This window comes from Thalassotalea litorea (genome assembly GCF_005843925.1).
Lineage (GTDB): Bacteria > Pseudomonadota > Gammaproteobacteria > Enterobacterales > Alteromonadaceae > Thalassotalea_A > Thalassotalea_A litorea_A.
In genome coordinates this window covers 90,787-112,570 of the sequence record NZ_VCBC01000014.1, presented here as the reverse complement: position 1 = coordinate 112,570, position 21,784 = coordinate 90,787, and the positions used below count along the sequence as shown (strand labels likewise).

Below are 21,784 nucleotides of genomic sequence, written 5' to 3'. Positions count from 1 at the left end.
AGACGCTAGAATATGAAACACCTGCTGAACGATTTAATGAGTGTGTTGCGTCCATCGGTTGAACTCACAGCGAATAAGAGTCATTGAATCACTAGCCTATCAACTTCTACGAAACATGGACTAAATGATGAAAGCCGTTGTAAGCTTCTTAACAATTTTGTTGATTTTTAGTAATGGATATTGGTTGTTTGCATCGTTAGATTCTGGAGTGACGGCTAGCTACCAAAGCCAAGAGTTATACGAGTATAAAAATACTCAGGAACAACTCCTAAAAACGTTTAAAGAAGTAGCTTCAGGAAAATCAAAAAGCGACGTTGTCCGTATTGCTGAAAAATATTCAGAAACTCCAGCTTTCGATAAGGACGGTTGCACTTGGATTGGCTGGTTAGGTTTTAAATTTGACGAGCAAGGGGTTTTCCAAGATATAGATTGGACGATCTCGTACGGTGATAAATCACCATGCTCGATTTCCAATAACCAGGTGACTCAATAGAGCGATAAGCGGAAGTAGGAATAGGAAGTCAAGTAATGAAAAAAGTGATTTTAATAACGGCATATGCTTTCGCTTTTGTCTTCTTAATTTCATTTTTTAGTATCGATGCGTGTATGGATGCAGGAGGAGCTTGGTCAGACTTTGGTTTTACATGCCATAACCCTCGTGAAAACTTTGTACCGCAATATATGAGACCAGCACCTGTGTTTTGGGGATTAGTTGTTTTCCTATCAAGTATGTTTACTCTGCTTGTTAATAAAATCATACCTAAATAACAGGCTGGTTAGAGCGAGCAACGGACGTTGAAACAACAATATAAAACTTATATTACATGAGAAAGCTTCTAGTTTATTTAGCTCTATTTAGTTTTAATGCTGTAGCTAATCCTAATCAAATAAAAGTCGAAGTAGATGACTGTGGCCCATTGGCTAGAGACGAACTTGGTGTCGTTTTTAGTTTAAAACCTCACGGCGAAGGTAAGTCATATTTTGCGGATGGCACAGCCAATGAGCTTTGCCCAAAGCTTACGTCTGCTAAATATATTTTAGGCTACGAAGAAGATCTTTGTAAAAACTATAAACCACGAAACGAAAAAGAGTGTGGTGCAGTAAAAGTGTTTGTTATTCAGCAGTATATTTACAAGTAAGTACACCTGACAAATCAATAGTGGACGCCTAACGGCAGTTAAGAGCGATAAACGGAAGTAATCATTTAAATGAAGAATTGGATTTTGCCCCTTATATTTATCTCTGCGGCTTTTATTTCAGGCATTTTATTTAATAAATATCAACATGACGGCTATTTAGAACGGGGTTTCTATGAAGGAATGGTTTCTTCGCAAGGGGCATCGGCTGCATATTTGGCAAGTGCCAAAGATTTAAACATGCTAAATAAGCATGCGCTAAATAGCATTTGCAGAGCTAAGGAAGAACTTGAAAGTTTTATAATCAATCCACCTAATAAAAAGGCTATAGCTGTTTATCAAATGAAAGATGATTTAAAGACTATAAACTCGTTTCTAGGTCACCAGAATGAAGATGTTTGCGAAATACGCAAGTAACTAACATTCTGCAAAGAGCTACGGTCATTCAAAATTCATAAAAGTAATCAACAAATAATTGATAGGTTTAAGAGAGAGAAACTTTGCAAAGCGGAAGTCAACAGGGGTATTTAACTCGTGCGTGGAATGGAGATATAAAACTGTGGCAGTGGATTTGTTTGAGTGTTGCAGGAATAATCGGTGCGTTTATTTTGGCTTCTTTACTCGGTATTTTTGTACCGATTGTTAAAGGTGAAGAAAACAAATTAATAGGAATTTGGACTCCAGATGAAACGAGAACCCTTCAAAAACTTGATCTACAAAAAGATTCAGCAAAGTTTTTAAAGATTTGTTATGAAGAAAAGTTGTGTGGTCTTTATACAATAAAATATGATGGGAAATATGTATATAATTTATTGCCTGATTCCAATTCGAAACTAGTTGAAGTAGCGAAAGCAAAATATCGAATACTATTTAAAAGTGAAAAAATGTATACGATCGAGGTTGAATATGACGATTTTTTTGAAAAATATAACGTATATTTCGATGAGAATAATCTGATGTATACCAAGCTTTCGAATGGAGAGTTGGAATTTTATAAGGTGCAGTAAATACCTAACAAGCCAATTCAGCGCGGGTCTGCTAAAATTCGGCTCGGTTCGACTCTGTTTCACAGTATAGCCAATCATTATCAGCCCCTTATTAGGGCGTTAAACCTCGGAACCAGCGTATGTTAGCAATTGGTAATAGGCAGCTATTGGCACATTTGCGACGTCGCATTAAATAACGTAAGTTATTGAAAGTTTTGTAGTCGTGAGCGGCTGTTGTGAGCGAACAGCAGCCGTTCAAGAACTTACAATTTGCCATCTCTGAGCATTTCAAAATGACTAATAAGAGCTAATGAAAAATTCAATAATCGCATTTATTTTCGCACCAAGCGCTGCTCCGCTTATTTATTCGTTGTTCAATTTTGTTGCGACATCTGGAGGCTCTCCTGATTTAGGAGGCGCATTAATAATTGCAGGTATTTGCTATATCTGGGCTTTATTTCCTGGGATACTTCTAGTGAAATTAATGGAGCGACAAAAGTGGTTTCACTGGTGGCAATATTTTTTAGTGGGCTTCGTTAGTGGCACTCCGTTCGCATTATTCTGGTATTCATTTGGTGGCTCGATGATATTTACTATGTTTATCAGTGCGGGATTTGTAGCTGGAGTTACAGCGGTTTTATTTTGGTTAATTACAAAATTAGAACCTACGATCCAAATCAATAAAGATATAAAACCATGAGTTTTCTGGATTGCGTCGGTGGGCGTAATTCGGTAATTTGAATAACGATTGGACGGCCGCGATGAGCGAACTCCAGCCGTTCAACTGAATAAAAAAGATAATTGATTAATACCTAAAAATAATGAAACGTTTGAGCTATATTGAAAATTTAAATCGCGATGATTTTCGAGTTGTTAGTGGCGAAGATGCCATTAAGATTGCTCATCAGTGGTTATCTGTATTCTGCCCTAAGAGAACTTCATTCAAAGGAATTTACCGCTTCAAAACCTACGTTTGGGACGAAATGACTTGTGAATTTCAAAAGGATGCCGCTCTTATTGAATATGAAAATCAAATATCCCATGAATATGTGATTATGGAAGACTGCTTCGGCCATGATCGTAGCGAAATCTATATCACAAATAAAAAGCCTACTGGTAATTCTTATCTTGAGGATTTTCATGTATTTCCTAAAAACATGGCGTGGTCGATGTCCTTCACCCATGAGGATAGCTGGATTGGACCTTTGTTTTCAAAACATCCTTTTTATGAAAAATTGAATGCCAAAAATGTAAAAGCCATGCGAGCGGTTAGTCAGTTCAAGTAGCTTTTAATAATGAAATAAATTTATGAGTGGCCAGGGGCTGTAGTGAGCGAACAGCAGTCATTGAGATTATTGTAAAGTAGTCAATAAAGAGAAGTGAAAATGGAATTGATTAAAAATAACTTCACAGGGAAAACACCACTTTGGCAAGTTTTTTGGGTTCAAAATATATTGTTGGGAGGGTTACTTCAGCTACTTGTTGACGCATTAGCACCTCAATTATCTACTATATCAACCATCGTATTATTATCTATTGTCGTTTCATATGGCATTTGGGTTATGGTTGGAATGTGGCAATGCGCATTTAATGCTCGGTGGAAAATATGGGGTTATTTGATTCGAGGACTATATATTGCGATTTTGGTAATAGTTGTCGTAACTTATTTAAGAAACTTATAGCCCACCAGAGTGTTAGTTTGGGCTGCAATGAGCGAACTGCAGTCACTCAAAATTCCTTGTGACGGATATTACTGAACCGTCTAGATAATAAACTTTTATACAACTAAGGAAGGTTATGCGTAAAATTTTAGCCCTATTTTTTTTATCACTTTCGTTTAGCGCTTTTTCAGGTCAATACGCAAAAGAAGCAAATGCGAACCCTTTTCTTAATGGGGAGTTAAATCCTAAATACGAAGGTGAGCTTATCGCTTTATCAGGCGATATTGTTGAAATAATTGAGGGTCACAAAGGCAAGAAACTTTATAAGTTAAATCTTAACATCGCAGGGTTAAAGCATATTTGGGTTACAAGCTTTGCTCCTTTTGCCGAAGGTGAAATATCAATTAATAGTAAATTGATATTTAGAGGTTATATAGCATCCTCTGACGGGTTAGATTCAACAGGCAAATTAAAGTCAAAAATTAATAGCGAAACTTTACTTTTAGCCTTAAAAGCAGACTCAGTAAAATAGTTGTATAACAAGGCGCTCAAAATGACAAATAATGCTGTCACGGTTTTAGCAAACAACACAAAAACACATGCCATCATTATTTGCAGTTTAGCTTGGCGTTATGTGCAAGGATGATTCATTGGTCAAGTCTGATATCCAAAAAATTAAAATAGATATAGCAGGTGGTGAAAGTGCGTTGTCTCTTATGCTCTGTCGAGATGGAACAGTAGGAAGACAAGGTAATGGAAACCTTCCTTCGCACACAGTCTCTGTTATAGGGATGCTTGATGGTGTTTTTTTTATGGATGCAATTAATCAGTTTGACGAGCAAATTTTTGCACATCAAGGTGTATATGATCATCCCGAAAAACTTGGAATGCCAATTAACTATAAAATTGCATTTTTGGGAGAAAAACCAAATTTGAAAATGTTTGAATTCCGTATGGGTATTGAAAATAAGGATGTAGGTAATTTACTTCCATACTTTGATCAATACATCAAAAGTATTGTTGCTAACACAGATGTTTGGTATCAGTCTGCTCTTAAGGAACAAATTCAAAATTCAAAGACAAAACCGTGGTGGAAATTTTGGTAATTGCACATAACAAGCTGTTAAACAAGGGCGTTAGGGGTTAAGGCAGATATGGTCGCAAAGTTAATGCTGTGTAGTAGCATTCTGACATTAACAACCTTGGTGCTATTGAGGTTTTTCAATCCTGATTTAGTTGTATTTCAGCCTCTCGGATATGTTCTTAATTTTTCATGGTCACTTCTATTATTTTTAGGCTTGGCTCAGTTAAAGGGCATAATTAATAGCAGTGTATCCCCGGGAGGAGCTATTGCGGTAATTTCTGCATTGCTCACAACTTGTATTACTGACTATTTGTTTGGGTTAGGCTGGCTTGCAAAAGCGAAATCCGATCCAGTTTTAATTGTTTTTTTTACTATCGTTGCATTGTTAATGTTGGTCAGTTGGTACAAGGTTTTCTTTAAAAATTAGACGAGTTACCCCTAACAAGAGACTATGGTGTTAACACTCCAAAATCATCGTATATTAGCAACTGCTAACGGGCTGAGTTTGGCACATTAGAGACACTCAGTCCTTTCTAAAAATTGATAAATCAAGCCTTGTAATAACCTAAAACCAGTCAAGACGCATTGGCGAAACCCTACGTAAACTTTACTCAGTTTCGGAAGTAAATTTAACCTTCAAAAGTAATACTTATCGGCTCTAATTTAGCCTTATTTTCTTGTCTATTCATTAGAAAAAATCATGCTTTAATATGTTTTTTAGGTGAATTAAACTCATCCGTAATTCGTACGTAAGCAATGGTTGGTTGCTCAACTTATTGTTTTAAAAGGATAAAAAAAGCACGTATCGAGAGTTCGAATCTCTCCGTCACCGCCATTTTTTACATCCATGTGATGTCGGCATACACGACGTCCATGTCGATAACCGCCATTATTCAGCAAAAAGCCCCGGTATTACCGGGGCTTTTTCATTTCTGGCGTAGGAGAGATGAGAATTCTGAGTTCGAAAAATTTGTCGGGAACAAATTTTCACGCGCTTGCGCCCGCAGGGTCAAATACAGGGCGTATTTGATATCTCTCTCCGTCGCAATCATTTCTTCCATCCCTGGAATAATTGCATACAAAACATCCTTGTTTATAACAATCATATCTTCCATCCCTAGAATGATTGCATACAAAACATCCTTGTTTATAACAATCATTTCTTCCATCCCTAGAATGATTGCATACAAAACATCCTTGTTTATAACAATCATTTCTTCCATCCCTGGAATGATTGCATACAAAACATCCTTGTTTATAACCGCCATTTTTTACATCCATGTGATGTCGGCATACACAACGTCCATGTCGATAACCGTCATTATTCAGCAAAAAGCCCCAGTTAATAACTGAGCTTTTTCGTTTCAGGGGAAGAAATATGCGTTATATTCTCATCTTAATAAATTGTTTCCTCGCTACCGCTCAAGTTGCCATATCATTCAAATCAACTAGTTTTTAGGCATCGTTATTTGATTCAAGCAGTTTCAAGTTATGCCAAAGCCCAAAATCCGTAATTGTTCTATCGGTAAAAAGTGCAGTCAGAAATGGAAGCACCTCACTGAAACAGAAGATCCTGATTTGCGTTATTGCGAAGAATGCGACAAAGGAGTTCACTATTGCAATAGCCCTGAAGAATTGACGATGCACATAATGGAAGACCACTGTGTCGCGATATCAAGAGAAGTGCTTTATATGTTAAGGCCTGCAAAAACTTTCGGATTGGAAGGTAATTTTGTCGGCGAACCGTCACCCAGAATTTTGTACGAAACGGGTGCGAGAGACGACGTTGAATAATCATAGTCGTCTCCTGCATTAATCATTGCTGAAAACTCCAGTTAAGTCTGTTTCAGATTAGGGGAAGTGGACAGGCTAAGACAACTCAACAATGAATATGTGTCCGCATTCTTTACAAAATTCATAATATTAAACGTTCTAAATTTTGCGTATCCCTAATCACTGTGCCTCAGGTCTCCACGGCATGCATATTGCAAAGGAAGCTCCAACTTGATTAGTGGCTGTCCTTGGGGTAGTTCAAAGCGGGACAACGGCTAATCAACTTCGCAACGATGTATTCTCGGAGCTATTATGCACATCCTCGCCTGTTTTGCAGCTGCACATAGGCATTCACCAATTTTTCGAAAGAAATTAATTGGAACGTTCATTTTTTTAATTGGCTTGGTATTTAATGGGGTTTCGATCTCATTGGCAGCGCCAAGTCCTGACGGACAACAAATGTGTGGCGACGGCAGTACAATTTCAATCCCACTCAACAGAGCGCCGATAGAAGTCCCTGACAATTGCAGTATCTATGCAATATTTGTGAGCGGATACGAACGCAACCCGGAGCTAGATGAACTGTTTTTATTCGATTTTGCACACTTTATTGCTCAAAATAATGGGTATGTACATTACTCTTGGTGGAATAATCTGCTCAAACCATACATGGCTGGCCCGCTCCGTAATAACGAATCGAATCCAGGCAATTTATTAACCTCAGCAGGCGGTTTTGTTCCAGCTTTAAACTTATTTCTCGACAAAGCTAAACCTGATGAAGATTATGAATTTCAAAGCGATGCAGACACCTTTATACGAACCATCAAAATTAACAACCCAGACGCAATTATCATAGTTGCTGGCCACAGCATGGGAGGTAACTCCGTCGTTAGATTAGGCGCCTCAACTTATAACACTATTGATTTACTTGCTCCGCTAGATCCAGTTGGTAATCGTAGCTTACCCCGTGGAGTACTTGCACCATTAGGTGCAGCCGACGGCGCAGAAACCTTTAACTGGACGAGGTGGCGAGTAGCTAACGACTTGTTAGGTTTCAGGCAGTGGGGGTGCAATCGAAACTCATTGGGCCTATGTATTGATTACGACCCTAGATTATTTAAAACACAATATAAATGTGGTCCCCAAGGGGCAATATTATCGAAGCCACCTTTGATTAAAAATTTGAGTCCCCTTAAATGTCCTAACAATAATTTGCCTTATTATGTCAGTAGAAAGGTTGGTTTCAGTGGCAACATACGACGGCTTTATCATCGCTGGCAAAAAGAAGCTGTGTTTCCATTTGACTATACCAATAATATACCTCTGGGGTTTCACACATCGCCAGGTTCGGCCTTAGGTGACCCGAATTATCAATTTCCTGTAAAAAAAAATGGGGATGGAGAAGGTTTTATTGATAAAACGTGCTCTAATGTTTTGCAATTTGACCCGCGTGATTATCACTTTACGAATCAAACCAGAATCCATTGTAATAACTTAGACGGACATGGCGAAATAGTCGGATTCCGTGGGTTACCCAATTTGCCTCCCTTCTTAAAGGCCGTTCATGCGCCTAATTGGAAGTGTCCGACAAACGATTGCGAAAATGCCAAAGACTTTTTAATATCAATGGCCGCTGAAGAGCCAGGCTTGTGGTTTCATGGAGACTGCTTCAACTGTGATGAACCAGAACGTCCGCACCTTGATATGGTTTCTGAAGATCTTATTACTGTTACAAATATTATTATTACCGAAAGAGGCGGATTACCCTCTGAAGACACAACTCCTCCGATAAGTGCGGCTAACATATCGATAGCGCCTAATAGTAACGGGTGGAATAACGCAGATATCGTCGTCAGTATTAATGCTCATGACAATGTGAATGGTTCCGGCGTTGCTGGCATCAAATATTCGCTAGTCGGGGCTCAAAGTGATATTGGCCATGAAAAAGGTGATCAGGTACAGATTCACGTCAATCTTGAGGGGACCTCGACGTTGACTTATTGGGCTTATGACGAAAAAGGGAATGTGGAGGATGAACAAGAGCTGATCGTAAAACTCGATAAAACACCTCCAACAATGTCGGTCAATGCTTTTCCTGAAGCTAATGCTGATAATTGGAACAACGAAGATGTGACAGTAACTTTCTTTGCTATCGATGAATTATCCGGCATTTTGGAATTGTCAGAACCCATTTTAATTACTGAAGAGGGTGAAGGTATCGAGGTTAATGGCTTTGCAACTGATCTTGCTGGAAACATCGGGTCGATTGGTGAAATCATTAATTTAGATAAAACCTTACCAATCATAGAAGGGATGCCGAGCCCGGATTGTTTACTTTGGCCTCCAAATAATAAATTCGAAAAAGTAGCAATGGTCAATGCATCAGATACATTATCCGGTCTGAAGGATATCAATTTAGTTGCCAGTCACAACGAAAACGTGGCTAATGATGATGCAACATTAATTAGCGGAGGTGAGGTTTATTTAAGGGTATCTCGACTCGGGAAGGGAAACGATCGAGTCTATAACATTACCGCCATTGCGACAGATATAGCTGACAATGAAAAGCAAATCATGAGTGAGTGCACTGTGCCTCATGATCAAGGCAAGAAAAAGTCTGAAAAGAAATTGCCTAAGTAGTGACATGTTATTTAATTTTAACTACGTCGGGAATTTAGGGTGTAGTGATCAAGTTAAATTGGCCACGGTTTTTTAGTTTTGCCAGAATGGTCCGAGTCGGAGCAGTTCGAATTGAGCTCTAGGGGAAGTCCGCTTCTAGCATTGTTCAGTAAAAACTCTCTATTATCGTGTGCCAGTTTCACTGTATTTGGTTCGTGGCTGATTGTCCAAAAGGTGATTAATAATTATCGAAATTTCGTCCAAGTTCATTTGTGTAAAACTAAGCCAATTCATTATGTAAAGTACTGCAACTTGCAGTAAAACTTGAATTTATTTGCTTTCGAGTCGATTATAGAGTTACTAACGATTGAACTAAGGGAAGGTGAGGTCAAGATGCGTACAAAATTAACTCCATGGTTAAGCAAGCATATTGGACGAGGCTTAAAGGCATTAGCATTTACAATGGTACTCGCACCTGTCTCAATAGTTTCACTGGCTCAGGAAGGGGAGAAAGAAAAACTTATTCAGCTTCCCGACTGGTTGGCTGAGCGCGTTGCTTCGTTACCTGAAGAGAAGCGCATGTTTCTGCAAAAAGAGGATGCTGAAATTTTTGCGGGTTCACGAGAAAAACTTATTGTTGTTCTCGAAAAAAAATCGACAGAAGAAATCGAAGCGTACATCGACGCAGTCCAATCGACCCTTTCCCAATATGCGTACAACAAAGATTCTGACTTGTCAGCTATTCCATTAAATACAGATTCCTCATGGTTTAATTGGTGGAAAGTCGCGCGTCCAAGGGACGTTGAGCCAAAACGTGAACCAGGGCCTTTTCACGTAAGTCGGTACGCTGAACCAACGAGCGGTATCGCAACTTTTGGTGGGTTTCCTATCGCCTTATACCCAGAAGATCTGATTGCAGGTAAGGTTGAGGTTGCGATTGTTGGCGCACCTCTGGATATGGGGAGTTATCACCGAGGTCAGAAGTTTGGGCCAATGGCAATGCGCAATGAGCAAGGGATCGGCGAAATCGATATGACCACCATGATCAACCCCAGTAAAGAGTTGATGGTTGTCGATTACGGGGATATCGCCGTCGATAACTGGAGCACTGAGGTTACGGTACATCATGTGCGTGAACGCGTCGCTGAAATTGCCAAAACTGGTGCTATACCTTTTATCATCGGCGGTGACCATAGCCTTGAGTACCCCGATGTTGCAGGCCTTGCAGACGTTCATGGGAAAGGTAGTTTTAGTGTGATTCACTTTGACTCACATTATGATGCCGGCAAAGGTGCCGCTCATTTTATTACCCATGGTCAACCGGTATACCGCCTCATAAAGGAAGGTCACATTCCCGGTAAAAATTTCATACAGGTAGGGCTGCGTGGCGGGTGGCCTGGCAAGGAAGGTTTTGAATGGATGCGTACTAATGGCATGCGATACCATACCATGGCAGAGGTTGAAAAACGTGGCTGGGATGCAGTTATGACTGATGCACTTCGCGAAGCACGGGAGAATACTGAGAAACTCTTTATTTCATTTGACGTGGATGTTCTGGACCCGGCTTTTATTCCAGGCACAGGTACACCAGTCCCAGGCGGACTGACAATGCGTGAAGCGATGCCAATCGTCAGAAACCTTTGCGCACAAAACGATATTATTGGATTTGAACTGGTTGAGCTAGCGCCAAATCTGGACCCAACCTATCGTTCTGCCATGAATGCTAACTATATTGTTAACGCTTGTTTGACGGGCATTGCGATGCACAAAAAGGGCATTGTTGAAGAAAACTACTTTTCCGAACTGACCACAGAACACCAGCAACCTGAGGCCGGAATGAAAGCAGTTGCAGCGGAAAAAACGGAAAAAACAGATCCTCTCTATGGCACAGGAAAAAAGCCAGAAGAGAAGAAAAATAATAATGAGCCAAACGAACGCTGATTTTTGATTTTAGGGAATAGGTATGCTTTTCATTGACCGGTTAATCAAGGATCCGCTCTGGCTGTTTATCTTATGTGGTGCCATCATCTTTAGCGTCCATAGCTATTACAAACCTACCGCAACCTATTCTGTTGATGTTTCCGACTATACCAAAAATCAATTACTTGAAGAGCGAGTTATGCTTCTTGGCAGGCCCTTGCAAGAACAAGAGGAAGCAAGGACCATTCAAGCGTTTATTGATAGGGAAATCCTGTTTCTGGAAGCCCTTGAACAAGGGGTTCATCGGTACGACCCTAGGGTTCGGGATGTATTAGTCGAGCGAATGCGTCTCGACATGGTCAGCAATATTAACCTTCCTGACGAAGGCGAATTGCTGGATTACTATTCCAGTAATCTCGATATATACAAAACGGAATCTGAGATCAGTTTTGACCAGTTTCATTTCCCCGAAGCACCGAAGAGCACCACGCAAATATTGTCTCTTTTGGCGAAAGAGCCCGAGTTGAAACACATCGGCAAGGTTCAGCGGCGTAGCTTTGACCGCTACGGAAAGAGTGTACTGCGTGCGCTTTATGATAAGGCTCAGCTGGCGCAGTTAGAGAGGGCTGAACAGGGCAAGTGGTTTGCTATGTCTGTCGGAGACAAAGGTTGGTTTGTTACCAGAGTTCGGGAGTGGCATGCTCCGAGCCTGATACCGTATCCCGATATACGAGACCAGGTTAGAATCGATGTAACAACGGCTTTGGAGAGAGAGTCGATCGAAAAATTCATGCTGAATTTGCGTAAGAAATATCATGTTCGCAACGATACTCAGGGGTAGCGCCGCCTACATACTGACATGTCTGCTTTGGACTGGCATTGTACAGGCCGATGTTTTTCAACTCGGCCACCTGCGATTGTCGAGCGCCCCTGGAGATGGGTTTTACGTCTTGAGTGCGACCATTCCGGTATCGAGTTTTTCGGGCGCTGGCATTACTCTTCCACAGGGATGCGAACTAAAGGAAACAAAGCGCGCTGACCGCTCACAAAGTATTCGCATTTTTTATAATTTTTATTGCTCAGAACCACTACAGGGAACGATTCGAACGCCCTGGCGTTTGGACGGTGCTCGATTTGTCAACGACGTTTCCTCTCAGCCAAAGCATATACACAATCTAATACCGGGTCCCGCAGGGATTGATATTCCTCTGTCAAATCAAAGCGCTAGCCTACAAACACTGTCAACACTCGCGATCACTTATTTGTATGAAGGCATAGAACACATCTGGTTTGGATGGGATCATCTCCTTTTTATTCTCTGTCTTTGTTTTCTTATGCGTGGTCGCCAGTTGATAGCAATAATCACTGCATTTACGCTCGGACACTCTCTGACTCTTGGGCTGAGCTATTTCAATGTCCTGTCAGTAGCGGTTGCGCCAGTGGAAAGCCTGATTGCCTTTTCAATAATCTTAATGGCCAGGCAGTCGCTAATGGCAAAAGGCAAACAAGACCTTTACTGGAATTGGCGAATTATATTCATCATTGGAGCCTTTGGTCTGCTTCATGGGTTGGGCTTTGCCAGTGCACTTGCAGAGCTCAGTGCTGCAGAAACTCAGAAGTGGCCCACACTCATTTTTTTCAATTTGGGGGTAGAGGTTGGTCAGATCCTATTTGTTATGGTCTTTACAGTATTCCAAAAAGTAATCAATTTAGGTAAGCATTACCAACGCGTTCGCAACGGTATTCTGATGTTTACAGGGTGCATAGCCGGTTATTGGTTTGTTGAAAGGTTGGTAACGATAACCGCTCTGTGATCTAGGTACACCCAAATAGTCTCACTTTTATTCACTATAACTGAAACCACAACTATAACCTGAACAATGCTTTTGCAGTGCCAGGGTTACCAATACTCTCTAACGAGTGTGATTTTACCTTGTTTAAACTCGAACAAGCGCATTAATGGCCGCTCGTCGATGCCTGTTTTACCATTGTTGACCGTTGTCGTAATAAAGGCCATGGTTATCGCGTCAGAACCCATAATTTTGTGGTAATGACGGTATCCATCGCATCTACAACCCTCAAATATCGGGATAAACCCTCGATAAATTGCACCTTGGTTAAGTCGGCATTGAAATTAGGGTGTTGATAACGCATGTCATCTGCAAGCAATGCGGCAACCTTATCAATATCTTTTTGAGATGCGCCTTTTACTTTGGTCGCATCCGTCAATTGAATAAATTTTTCTACCAATTCAATATTTTCTGCGAATGATACAAACGGTAAAAATATAAATAATGCCAAGAGTTTATACATGGTTTTCCTTAATCGTATAACGATTGCTATACATTAACCGAAAAAGTGTCGTAATTTTGTGAATCTTGCACTTTTTGTCATGATGACAGTACACGCGGCTTCCTTGTCGGTATTTATTATTAAAGCTCCATAAATCTCACTAGTCTTTTTAGCTGGAAAGGTAAGAAATTATGACCCTATTGGTAAGGTTTCTGACTTTTGTTTTTCTCTAAAACCATAGAAATTCGTTGTTGATGACTTATTTCAAGTGGCGCTAACGGGGTGGTCAGTTTTTCAATATAAGGAGCAAATGTTTGCCACTTGCCAATGGAATTTGTTGAAATAGGTTGCCTGACTTGCTCACTGCTTGGCGTTCGTACTAGCCGTGCATTATTTTGCGGATGAAAACATGCGTCATCGATATCAAGACCTATCTGAGTTAATAGCATTGTAATGTACTTTTTCGGCTGACAGGCTAAATTTTCATAAACCAGCTCTTTACAGGTTTCAGGCAATTGAGTTAACCAATGCACAGTTAGCTGGTGACATTGCTGATAATGCTCTGCTAATGCGTTTAACGTATCTGAATAGGCCTGTCGTTCTAAAGGGTGCTGATAAATTGACAGGCAGTTATCAAGAGGAGAACGCCTGCAAATAACCACCTTGCTGCAGGGGAACATCTCATTAATAAAACCGATGTAAAACAAATTGTTGGGACTGGCATCGACGATACACTTATCAGTGGCAAGACGTCGCATGCGGCATTGGTGTTTGATCAATTCTTGTTTTCTTTCTCTAGATAGGTCGTAAACGCCCAGATAGTAGGGTTTACCTGTTAAGCGTTCTACATGTGTTGCGAGTTGACTGACCAGCCCAGATTCACCAATGGCAAAGGTATTGTGATGACCTGCCAAAATCTGCTCCGTCAATGTTGTTCCCGAGCGAGGTAATCCGGTGATGAATACAAAGTCTGGCGTTTCTAGTTTTCGGTGGGGGTCGAACACCTGTTTCGTTATCGGCATTTGTTTTAACTTGGCAAAAGGGCGGGGCTTTACGTTGGACGTATTGCGATGCAGTGCAAAGCACTGTCTCGCCTTTTTAAGAGACTCGAAAGATTTTTGGTACTGTTTTTCGCCCTCGTAATATTTTGCACAGGCAAATTGTAACCAATAGAGATCAGGATGCCCGTCATGTTTGCGCGCGAGTTCCAGCATACTCTTGGCTTGCTGGTCACTAAATATAAACTTAGGGGAATAAGCCAAATGAAAATAGGCTTCAAACCAATTTTTCTGGATATGAATGGCACTAAGAAAGTGATTTTGGCTTAGTGTTGTCTGGCCGAGTTCTTTATATAAAAGCGCAAGATTAAAATGTATCTCGGCATTATTGTTATTTTGCTTAAGCGCAGACAAATAATAATCCGTGGCTTCGGCAATATTTTCTGATTTCTTTGCGATTACCGCGAGTAGATTATAAACCTTATCCAGTAATTTAGATTGTTGCAATAAAGGCCGTAACTGCGATTTCGCCCGCTCAGGTTCTCCTAATTTATACCAGCACTCAGAGATCCCCAGATGCAGTTCCACTCGATTCGGAAATGCAAGAAGCAGCTGTTTAAAACCTTGCTTCGCAACCTCAAAATGACCAATTTTAAGGTTTAATAAGGCGATGTTTTCTGCAATGCCCGGATGATTAGGTGCTAGACGCTGAGCTTTTTGCAGATATTGCATGGCTAAATCGAATTTACCGACTATCCGATACAAATTGCCAAGCGAATTTAATACATCGATATTATCTGCAGAAAGCCTTTCACATATTTTAAATGATGCAATCGCCGAATCATATTGGTGAACTTGCGCCTCACAGATAGCCAGATTGACTCGAGACTTCAGGTGCTTGGGATTAACGTCAACCGCTTTGCTAAAGCAGAGTGTCGCTCGCTCAGTCATCGCCTCTTTTTGATAGCACAGCCCTAATAGATTTAACCCGTCAACGCTATCTGGTGATGTTTTTAAATACTGTTGTAGAGACTTTTTACTTTGCTGTAATTCACCTCGATGTATAGCCGCCAAAATTGCTTTCAAATTCATAGTTTTGAATCTTTTTGTGACTTCGTAGTCACTCATTCGTCTTGTTTTCTTTTATCAATGATGCTCCATTTATAAAGGGGTTGTCTATAGGTTAAATTATTTTGCGTAAGACTTTATGATTTGCTGTTGACTAAAAAATGAATTCGAAGTACAAAATTAAACCAAGTCGTTAAATTAATAACAATAACAAAGGAGAATACATGGAGCGTTCACGATTTAAGTTACATGCGCTGTCGGTCGGTATCATTTCAGCCTTGAGTATGAACGCGTTTGCTGAAGAGCAAATTGCTGAAGTTGATGACGAGATTGAACAAATTGTTGTTACAGCGACAAAACGTAATGCCGCTGTGCAAGATGTTTCTGTTGCCGTAACTGCCCTTGACGCCGAGGCTATTAAAAGAGCGGGTATTGAAGATATTACCCGTTTAGAACATGTTGTACCTGGCATGAAGTTTGGTCAGTCCGGTAATGAAGTGCGTCTTGCGCTTCGGGGAACCCGAACCAATAACGTTGGTACCGAAGCTGAACAGGTTGTCGGTATTTTTGAAGATGGTGTTTATGTCGCTACCACCACTCAGGCGCTTGGCGCCTACGTTGATGTTGATCGAATCGAAGTGTTACGTGGGCCGCAAGGCACGCTATACGGTCGTAATACCTTTGGTGGAACCATCAATATTCACACTCGAAAGCCAAACTTTGATGAAGTTGAAGGATATCTTAATGCCGTCGTCGGTTCCTATGATCGTCTGCGTTATGAAGGCGCGATCAATGTTCCAATTGGTGATACTTTTGCCGCGCGCTTTGCGGTGATGGGAGATAGCCATGACGGTTACATCGAAAATACCTATGTGGATGGTACCAGTGACGATCTAAGCGATAAAGATATCGATTATTTTCGTGGCGCATTCCGCTGGTCTCCGGTAGAGGAGTTGGACGTTACATTGCGATTAGGTACGTCAACCTCTAAAGGCAATGGTAATGCGATTTGGGGTTATCAACAAATCGGTGGTTACATCGATGGGATGTATTCTCCTGGCCACCTATATGCCGATGCTTACGAAGGCGCTTCCGATCCTTCGGTATTTGACCAAGGCCCATGGAAAGTGGCTCGTAATATGCAGTCAGGTGTGGATATTCAAACGGATTTTTATACTCTGAATGTGGAATATGATTTTGACTTTGCGACTTTGCAGTACACCGCAAACTTAACTGAGTTTGACGGGGAACAATGGTACGATCCGGATTACACCGATGGTGCTGACCCAGTCAACAGTGGTTTTGTCGGCTGGACATCAACGCAGGATACCACCTCACACGAACTGCAGTTAATTTCCAATACGGATAACGCTCTGGAGTGGTTACTTGGTTTGTATTACTTCGAGCAGACGGCCAACTGGAACTGGTTGCAGTTAAATAATGATGAGCTTGAGGTTCCGCACTGGGATCGCGATGGCGATTACGTCAGTGATTCATTTGGTGCATTTGCGCATGTTACTTATGACCTTGATGAAGATAACCGTGTTGTCGGCGGTCTGCGTTATGCAGAAGACAGCAAACAACAGCGTGATCCTCTGGACTGGGACAATGCTGACTGGAGCGTATGGCCACCAGTTATTCCAGTTCTGTATGGACAGGGTGAGAAAAGCACTTGGGACAAGGTATTGTGGAAACTTGGCTATGAGCATGATCTAAATGATGATGTTATGGCATACGCGCAGGTGTCCACGGGCTATCGTGCTGGTGGTCTTAATGGTGCAGGCGGTAACGGCGTACCACCATCTTATGATCCGGAAACCGTAACCGCATGGGAACTTGGTTACAAGAGTACCTGGTTGGATAACAGTCTGACATTCAATGCCTCGGCTTATTATAATCAATACGAAGATATGCAGGCGCAATCGTTTGTGCTGATCAATGGTAATGCCAGTGAATATACCGAAAATGGCGGTGAATTGGATGCAATGGGGCTTGAATTAGAACTGGCCTATCAGCCAGGTAATGGCCTGAACGTGTCGGCGCAACTGGCATTAATGGATGCAGAATTTGGTGATTATAAAGTTTCCAAAGTAACGGGCCTTGGTGATATCAATGACAGGCAATCTGAGCCAAGTGATAGTCCGCTGATTAATCTAAGTGGTTGGCGTCCGGCTTTGGCCTCGGATCTGACGTTAGGATTTCAAGCCAGTTATGACTTCGATCTAGCCGATTTTGGTGTGATCCGCCCATACTTCCAGACTTCCTATGTCAGTGATTACTATGCCTCTGATTTTAATCTTGATGGCGTAAAACAAGACGGTTATACCAAATCAGATTTTCGTGTTATTTGGCAATCAGCCAGTGGTACTTTGGAAGCGCAGGCCTTTGTGTTAAATATTGAAGATGAAGCGGTGCTAAACCGAGTTGCGGTATTTAATCCGGGCGCAGCGCCTAATGTCGCATCGCTGCAGGCGAACTGGGGTAACCCTCGCACTTGGGGGGTTAGCGTCACTTACAACTTCTGATAAGTTGTCAATTATTCGTTTGTTAAAAAGCCAGCCCGAATTCGGGCTGGTTTTTTTATGAATAATAGCAAATGTATTGAAGAGATTATGTCCTGAACTCACTCAATGTATGAATTAAGTTAGCAAGCATCGCTGACGTTGGATATACCGTCCGATGATATGCACAGCTATCTGCGGCAATGACTAGGCAAGGCATAAAAAGTACTGTAAATTCAATGAACAAGTATGGCTCTTGATTAGCTTCTTCTGTTTGTACACAGATATCTTCTCCCGTTGCTTTCGCCGTTGTTCCTTGCGGTAATCATGCCTATAAAAATAAATCAGAAAAATAATAATGAATACAGTCGTTCAGAACACAGAAGGTCAAAACACAGAAGTCCAGAACACCAAAGGCCAGAACACCGCAAGTCAAAGCGCTATGAGTCTTGAGCCAAGTATTGATACAAGCATTGATACAAGCATTGATACAAGCATTGATACAAGTCTTGATACAAGCCCCACTGGGCAAACCCATGCTCCCAAGACCATTGGAATATGGCGTTCCTGGGCGCTCGTTGCGGGGATGATGATAGGCTCGGGCATTTTAACCATGCCAGCCCTGCTAGCGCCGTATGGCAGTTATAGCTTTATTGCCTGGGCGGTAACTGGCTTTGGCGCGATATGCTTAGCGTTAAGTTATAGTTTTCTCTCTGCTCGCAAGCCGGGTTTAGGTGGCCCTTATTTTTATGTGCAAGAAGCGTTTGGGCGCAAATTCGCAGGTCTTGTGGCCTGGGGCTACTGGCTGTCTTTAGTTGCCTCGGTAGCAGCTCTGGCGTTGTCATTTACTGGCTATAGCAAAGCTTATCTGCCATTTATCGACAACAATTCCTGGTACAGCGGCGCATTCGCGATTGCGATTATTCTTGTATTTACGGCGATTAATGTTCGCGGCGTACGAGAGGCGAGTGCTGTACAACTGGTTACCACGGTGATTAAAATTTTACCTCTGGTTGGTTTAGGCATTGCCGGCGCTATGTTTGGCGAGGTAAATAACATTCCTGCGCTGAATCCGGAGAATGACTCATTATTTAGTATGGTCTCGGGATTATGTTTACTGGTGATGTTTGCCTTTATTGGGGTGGAATCGGCGACTTTACCATCGGAAGATACGATTGAACCGAAAAAGACCATTCCTCGAGCCTCGATTCTTGGTACGCTCACCGCCGCTGTCGTTTATATGGTCGCGATGTTTGGATTGATGTCGATTATTCCTTTATCTGAGCTGCAACATTCCGCTTCGCCATTTACCGATGCGGCGCAGATCCTTACCGGTAGGTCTGGCGCGGCAATTATTACGATTGGGGCGTTGTTTGCGATAAGCGGTACGTTAAACGTGTGTATTATGATCACCGGCACAATTATGAACGCTGGGGCGAGAGATGGCATGTTCCCAACGTATTTCAGCAAACATAATGCTAAAGGCACACCGGTACGGGCATTGCTATTTTCCAGTGCAATAGGAGTGATACTATTGTCGTTTAATTACTCTCAATCACTGATCAAAAGCTATGAATATTTGCTGGTAATTGCCACATTTACCGTGTTCATTGTTTATCTCGCCACAGCACTGGCGAGCATAAAGTTACAATGGCAAGATTATAAACAAAATCAAAAAATCAGTATGTTACAACTCATCATTGCTTTTCTTGGCGCATTATTTTCGATATTGGCGCTGATGGGCACCTGGGTTGTTTATCAATAAATTTAGGAGCAAACATGTTTACCAGAGCAATTGTCCGTAAACCTAGCCAGTCAATGGTTAATGGACTCACCGAAGCCGAACTGGGCTTGCCCGATTACAGCTTAGCCTGCGAACAACATCAAGATTACATCTGCGCACTTAAAGAATGTGGTTTACAGGTTACTGAACTGCCTGCGCTGGAAGATTACCCCGATTCCTGTTTTGTCGAAGATGTGGCCTTATTGACGCCCAATTGCGCGATTTTAACTAACCCCGGTGCGGATAGTCGCCGGGGCGAAACGCAATTCATTGAAAGCGCGGTTCAGGAGTTTTACCCGAATTTAGAACGCATCAGCAGCGCAGGGCACGTCGAAGCTGGTGATATTATGATGGTTGCTAAGCACTTTTACATTGGCCTTTCGGATCGCACCGATACTCAAGGCGCCAGTCAGTTGATCGGCCATTTAGAAACGTACGGCATGACGGGCTCCATGGTGAAGATGTCAGAATTACTGCATTTAAAAACGGGGCTGAGTTATTTAGAGAATAATAACCTTTTAACGTTCGGTGAAATGCATACGCATCCGGATTTTGTTGGATTTAATCGAATCGAGATCGACGCGGATGAAGACTATGCGGCGAATTCTGTTTGGATCAATGGCACGGTGTTAGTACCCAAAGGCTTCCCGAAAGCGTTAAAGAAAATTCAACAGTTAGGTTATAAAACCCGAGAGGTGGCGATGTCGGAATTTCAGAAACTGGATGGCGGTTTAAGTTGTCTGTCGCTGCGTTTTTAATAAGACGCAAGAGATTAATTACGCTTTTACAACCAGTTGTTAGGAGCCATCTTGTATGGTCAAGAGTCAAGAGCCAAGAGCCAAGAGCTAAGAATGAAAATTCAGCGCTGAATTAAACCAGATCTCGCAATCAATTCGTAATGCGTCAAAAGCCTAGGTAGCAATATCCAGGCTTTTTTGTTTTCTCTGTTGTGAGATACAATGAAACCTTATTTATTATCCATTGCGGGATGTCATGCAGTCATTCAATATACCTCTGGTGTTCCACCCCATCTATAGCCAACTCGAGCTGCCAGAGCGGCACCGCTTTCCCATTGATAAATATCGATCTATTTATCAACACTTGCGAAACAACGGAGTGAGAGATGAAATATTTCATCAACCTACTATGTTGGAATATCGCCAGGCCTCACCATTAATTGATGAATCGTATGTCACAGCATTGGTTTCGAACAAGCTTGATCACAAAGCCATGCGCCGTATTGGTTTTCCCTGGTCGGAGCAACTAATTGAGCGCACCTTTACGGCTGTAGGCGGCACATTGTTAACCGCTGAATTAGCGCTTTGCCATGGTATCGCCATTAATCTGACCGGTGGCTATCACCATGCCTTCGCTGATTTTGGCTCTGGGTTTTGTATGATCAATGATTTGTATCTGGCGGCGGACCAAATGCTGAAACATGAAGATATACATCGTGTTTTAATTTTTGATTGTGATGTCCACCAAGGTGATGGTACCGCAGCGCTGGCACAGGGTAGGGATGACATCATTACCGTGTCGTTGCACTGTGAAAAGAACTTCCCTTATCGCAAACAACATTCCGATATGGACTTTCCTCTGGATAAGCACCTAGACGATGATGAATATCTACAGACCGTTGAACAGGCGTTGCAGTTGGCGCTAACTTGCTATGAGATTGATGCGGTAATTTATGATGCGGGTGTTGATATACATCAAGATGATGATCTGGGTCATCTGAACATAACAACCAAAGGCGTATATCAAAGAGACCGATTGGTATTTGCGCAATGTGTGCAACGCGGCCTACCGGTGGCTGCAGTCATTGGTGGAGGTTACCAGCGTGATATGGATGCTTTAGCGGATGTGCATATGCAGCTATTTAAAGCGGCTTTTGATGTTGTAAGCTGAAAATAATTCGTTCGGAAATTGCAAAAAGCCCTGAGCACATGCTCAGGGCTTTTCA

General features: G+C 41.8%; 23 protein-coding genes. 20 read left to right on the top strand and 3 right to left on the bottom strand.

Going from position 1 to position 21,784, the window contains the following annotated elements; translation table 11 throughout:
* The first annotated feature begins 124 nt into the window (after nt 1-124).
* The 11 genes from FE810_RS13825 to FE810_RS13775 all read left to right on the top strand — a co-directional run bounded on the left by FE810_RS13825 (nt 125) and on the right by FE810_RS13775 (nt 5,294).
* Nucleotides 125-493 carry a hypothetical protein gene (locus FE810_RS13825; protein WP_171022372.1) on the top strand — a complete coding sequence of 123 codons (369 nt, stop codon included), beginning with the start codon at nt 125-127 and terminating at the stop codon, nt 491-493.
* A 35-nt stretch (nt 494-528) separates the two neighbouring features.
* Nucleotides 529-768 carry a hypothetical protein gene (locus FE810_RS13820; protein ID WP_138320673.1) on the top strand — a complete coding sequence of 80 codons (240 nt, stop codon included), beginning with the start codon at nt 529-531 and terminating at the stop codon, nt 766-768.
* Nucleotides 769-824: 56 nt separating this feature from the next.
* Complete coding sequence (locus FE810_RS13815; RefSeq protein ID WP_138320671.1) at nt 825-1,139, top strand: hypothetical protein; 315 nt, start codon at nt 825-827, stop codon at nt 1,137-1,139.
* Nucleotides 1,140-1,208: 69 nt separating this feature from the next.
* Nucleotides 1,209-1,553 carry a hypothetical protein gene (locus FE810_RS13810; RefSeq protein ID WP_138320669.1) on the top strand — a complete coding sequence of 115 codons (345 nt, stop codon included), beginning with the start codon at nt 1,209-1,211 and terminating at the stop codon, nt 1,551-1,553.
* 83 nt (nt 1,554-1,636) lie between these two features.
* Complete coding sequence (locus FE810_RS13805; RefSeq protein WP_138320667.1) at nt 1,637-2,143, top strand: hypothetical protein; 507 nt, start codon at nt 1,637-1,639, stop codon at nt 2,141-2,143.
* 289 nt (nt 2,144-2,432) lie between these two features.
* The gene (locus FE810_RS13800; RefSeq protein WP_138320665.1) at nt 2,433-2,822 is read left to right on the top strand and encodes a hypothetical protein; all 390 of its coding nucleotides are present in this window, start codon (nt 2,433-2,435) and stop codon (nt 2,820-2,822) included.
* Nucleotides 2,823-2,952: 130 nt separating this feature from the next.
* On the top strand, nt 2,953-3,408 hold the full coding sequence (locus tag FE810_RS13795) for a hypothetical protein (RefSeq protein WP_171022371.1): 456 nt from the start codon (nt 2,953-2,955) through the stop codon (nt 3,406-3,408).
* Between the two features lie 99 nt (nt 3,409-3,507).
* Nucleotides 3,508-3,804: a hypothetical protein gene (locus FE810_RS13790; protein WP_138320661.1), complete on the top strand. Its 297-nt coding sequence runs from the start codon at nt 3,508-3,510 to the stop codon at nt 3,802-3,804.
* Nucleotides 3,805-3,919: 115 nt separating this feature from the next.
* A complete protein-coding gene (locus FE810_RS13785; RefSeq protein ID WP_138320659.1) occupies nt 3,920-4,315 on the top strand; it encodes a hypothetical protein in 396 nt (131 codons plus the stop codon).
* Between the two features lie 118 nt (nt 4,316-4,433).
* Nucleotides 4,434-4,889: a hypothetical protein gene (locus FE810_RS13780; protein ID WP_138320657.1), complete on the top strand. Its 456-nt coding sequence runs from the start codon at nt 4,434-4,436 to the stop codon at nt 4,887-4,889.
* Between the two features lie 48 nt (nt 4,890-4,937).
* On the top strand, nt 4,938-5,294 hold the full coding sequence (locus tag FE810_RS13775; protein ID WP_138320655.1) for a hypothetical protein: 357 nt from the start codon (nt 4,938-4,940) through the stop codon (nt 5,292-5,294).
* A 499-nt stretch (nt 5,295-5,793) separates the two neighbouring features.
* On the opposite strand, the gene FE810_RS13770 is transcribed toward FE810_RS13775, so the two are convergent.
* Nucleotides 5,794-6,135, bottom strand: coding sequence for a hypothetical protein (locus FE810_RS13770; RefSeq protein ID WP_138320653.1), 342 nt, complete (start codon nt 6,133-6,135; stop codon nt 5,794-5,796).
* Nucleotides 6,136-6,358: 223 nt separating this feature from the next.
* Between FE810_RS13770 and FE810_RS13765 the strand changes: the two genes are divergently transcribed.
* From FE810_RS13765 to FE810_RS13745, 5 genes are all read left to right on the top strand, one after another.
* Nucleotides 6,359-6,661 carry a hypothetical protein gene (locus tag FE810_RS13765; protein ID WP_138320651.1) on the top strand — a complete coding sequence of 101 codons (303 nt, stop codon included), beginning with the start codon at nt 6,359-6,361 and terminating at the stop codon, nt 6,659-6,661.
* A gap of 291 nt (nt 6,662-6,952) precedes the next feature.
* The gene (locus FE810_RS13760; RefSeq protein WP_138320649.1) at nt 6,953-9,280 is read left to right on the top strand and encodes an alpha/beta fold hydrolase domain-containing protein; all 2,328 of its coding nucleotides are present in this window, start codon (nt 6,953-6,955) and stop codon (nt 9,278-9,280) included.
* 372 nt (nt 9,281-9,652) lie between these two features.
* Nucleotides 9,653-11,200, top strand: coding sequence for an agmatinase family protein (locus FE810_RS13755; protein ID WP_246037063.1), 1,548 nt, complete (start codon nt 9,653-9,655; stop codon nt 11,198-11,200).
* Nucleotides 11,201-11,222: 22 nt separating this feature from the next.
* On the top strand, nt 11,223-12,020 hold the full coding sequence (locus FE810_RS13750) for a peptidylprolyl isomerase (protein ID WP_138320647.1): 798 nt from the start codon (nt 11,223-11,225) through the stop codon (nt 12,018-12,020).
* The gene (locus FE810_RS13745) at nt 11,995-12,993 is read left to right on the top strand and encodes a HupE/UreJ family protein (RefSeq protein ID WP_138320645.1); all 999 of its coding nucleotides are present in this window, start codon (nt 11,995-11,997) and stop codon (nt 12,991-12,993) included. Before FE810_RS13750 ends, FE810_RS13745 begins: the two co-directional genes overlap by 26 nt.
* Before the next feature lie 205 nt (nt 12,994-13,198).
* Here the strand turns inward: FE810_RS13745 and FE810_RS13740 are convergent, their stop codons facing one another.
* Together FE810_RS13740 and FE810_RS13735 are read right to left on the bottom strand one after the other, a co-directional pair.
* Nucleotides 13,199-13,492: a hypothetical protein gene (locus tag FE810_RS13740; RefSeq protein WP_138320643.1), complete on the bottom strand. Its 294-nt coding sequence runs from the start codon at nt 13,490-13,492 to the stop codon at nt 13,199-13,201.
* A 176-nt stretch (nt 13,493-13,668) separates the two neighbouring features.
* The gene (locus FE810_RS13735; protein ID WP_171022370.1) at nt 13,669-15,561 is read right to left on the bottom strand and encodes a tetratricopeptide repeat-containing sulfotransferase family protein; all 1,893 of its coding nucleotides are present in this window, start codon (nt 15,559-15,561) and stop codon (nt 13,669-13,671) included.
* A 200-nt stretch (nt 15,562-15,761) separates the two neighbouring features.
* On the opposite strand from FE810_RS13735, the gene FE810_RS13730 reads away from it, so the two are divergent.
* The 4 genes from FE810_RS13730 to FE810_RS13715 all read left to right on the top strand — a co-directional run bounded on the left by FE810_RS13730 (nt 15,762) and on the right by FE810_RS13715 (nt 21,729).
* Entirely contained in the window at nt 15,762-18,062 is a 2,301-nt protein-coding gene (locus FE810_RS13730) for a TonB-dependent receptor (RefSeq protein WP_138320639.1), read from the top strand.
* A gap of 334 nt (nt 18,063-18,396) precedes the next feature.
* Nucleotides 18,397-19,803 (top strand): APC family permease, encoded by a 1,407-nt coding sequence (locus FE810_RS13725; protein WP_246037062.1) that lies wholly within the window; start codon nt 18,397-18,399, stop codon nt 19,801-19,803.
* 14 nt (nt 19,804-19,817) lie between these two features.
* Nucleotides 19,818-20,579 carry a dimethylarginine dimethylaminohydrolase family protein gene (locus FE810_RS13720; protein WP_138320637.1) on the top strand — a complete coding sequence of 254 codons (762 nt, stop codon included), beginning with the start codon at nt 19,818-19,820 and terminating at the stop codon, nt 20,577-20,579.
* Between the two features lie 235 nt (nt 20,580-20,814).
* Complete coding sequence (locus FE810_RS13715; protein WP_138320636.1) at nt 20,815-21,729, top strand: histone deacetylase family protein; 915 nt, start codon at nt 20,815-20,817, stop codon at nt 21,727-21,729.
* Nucleotides 21,730-21,784 lie beyond the last annotated feature (55 nt).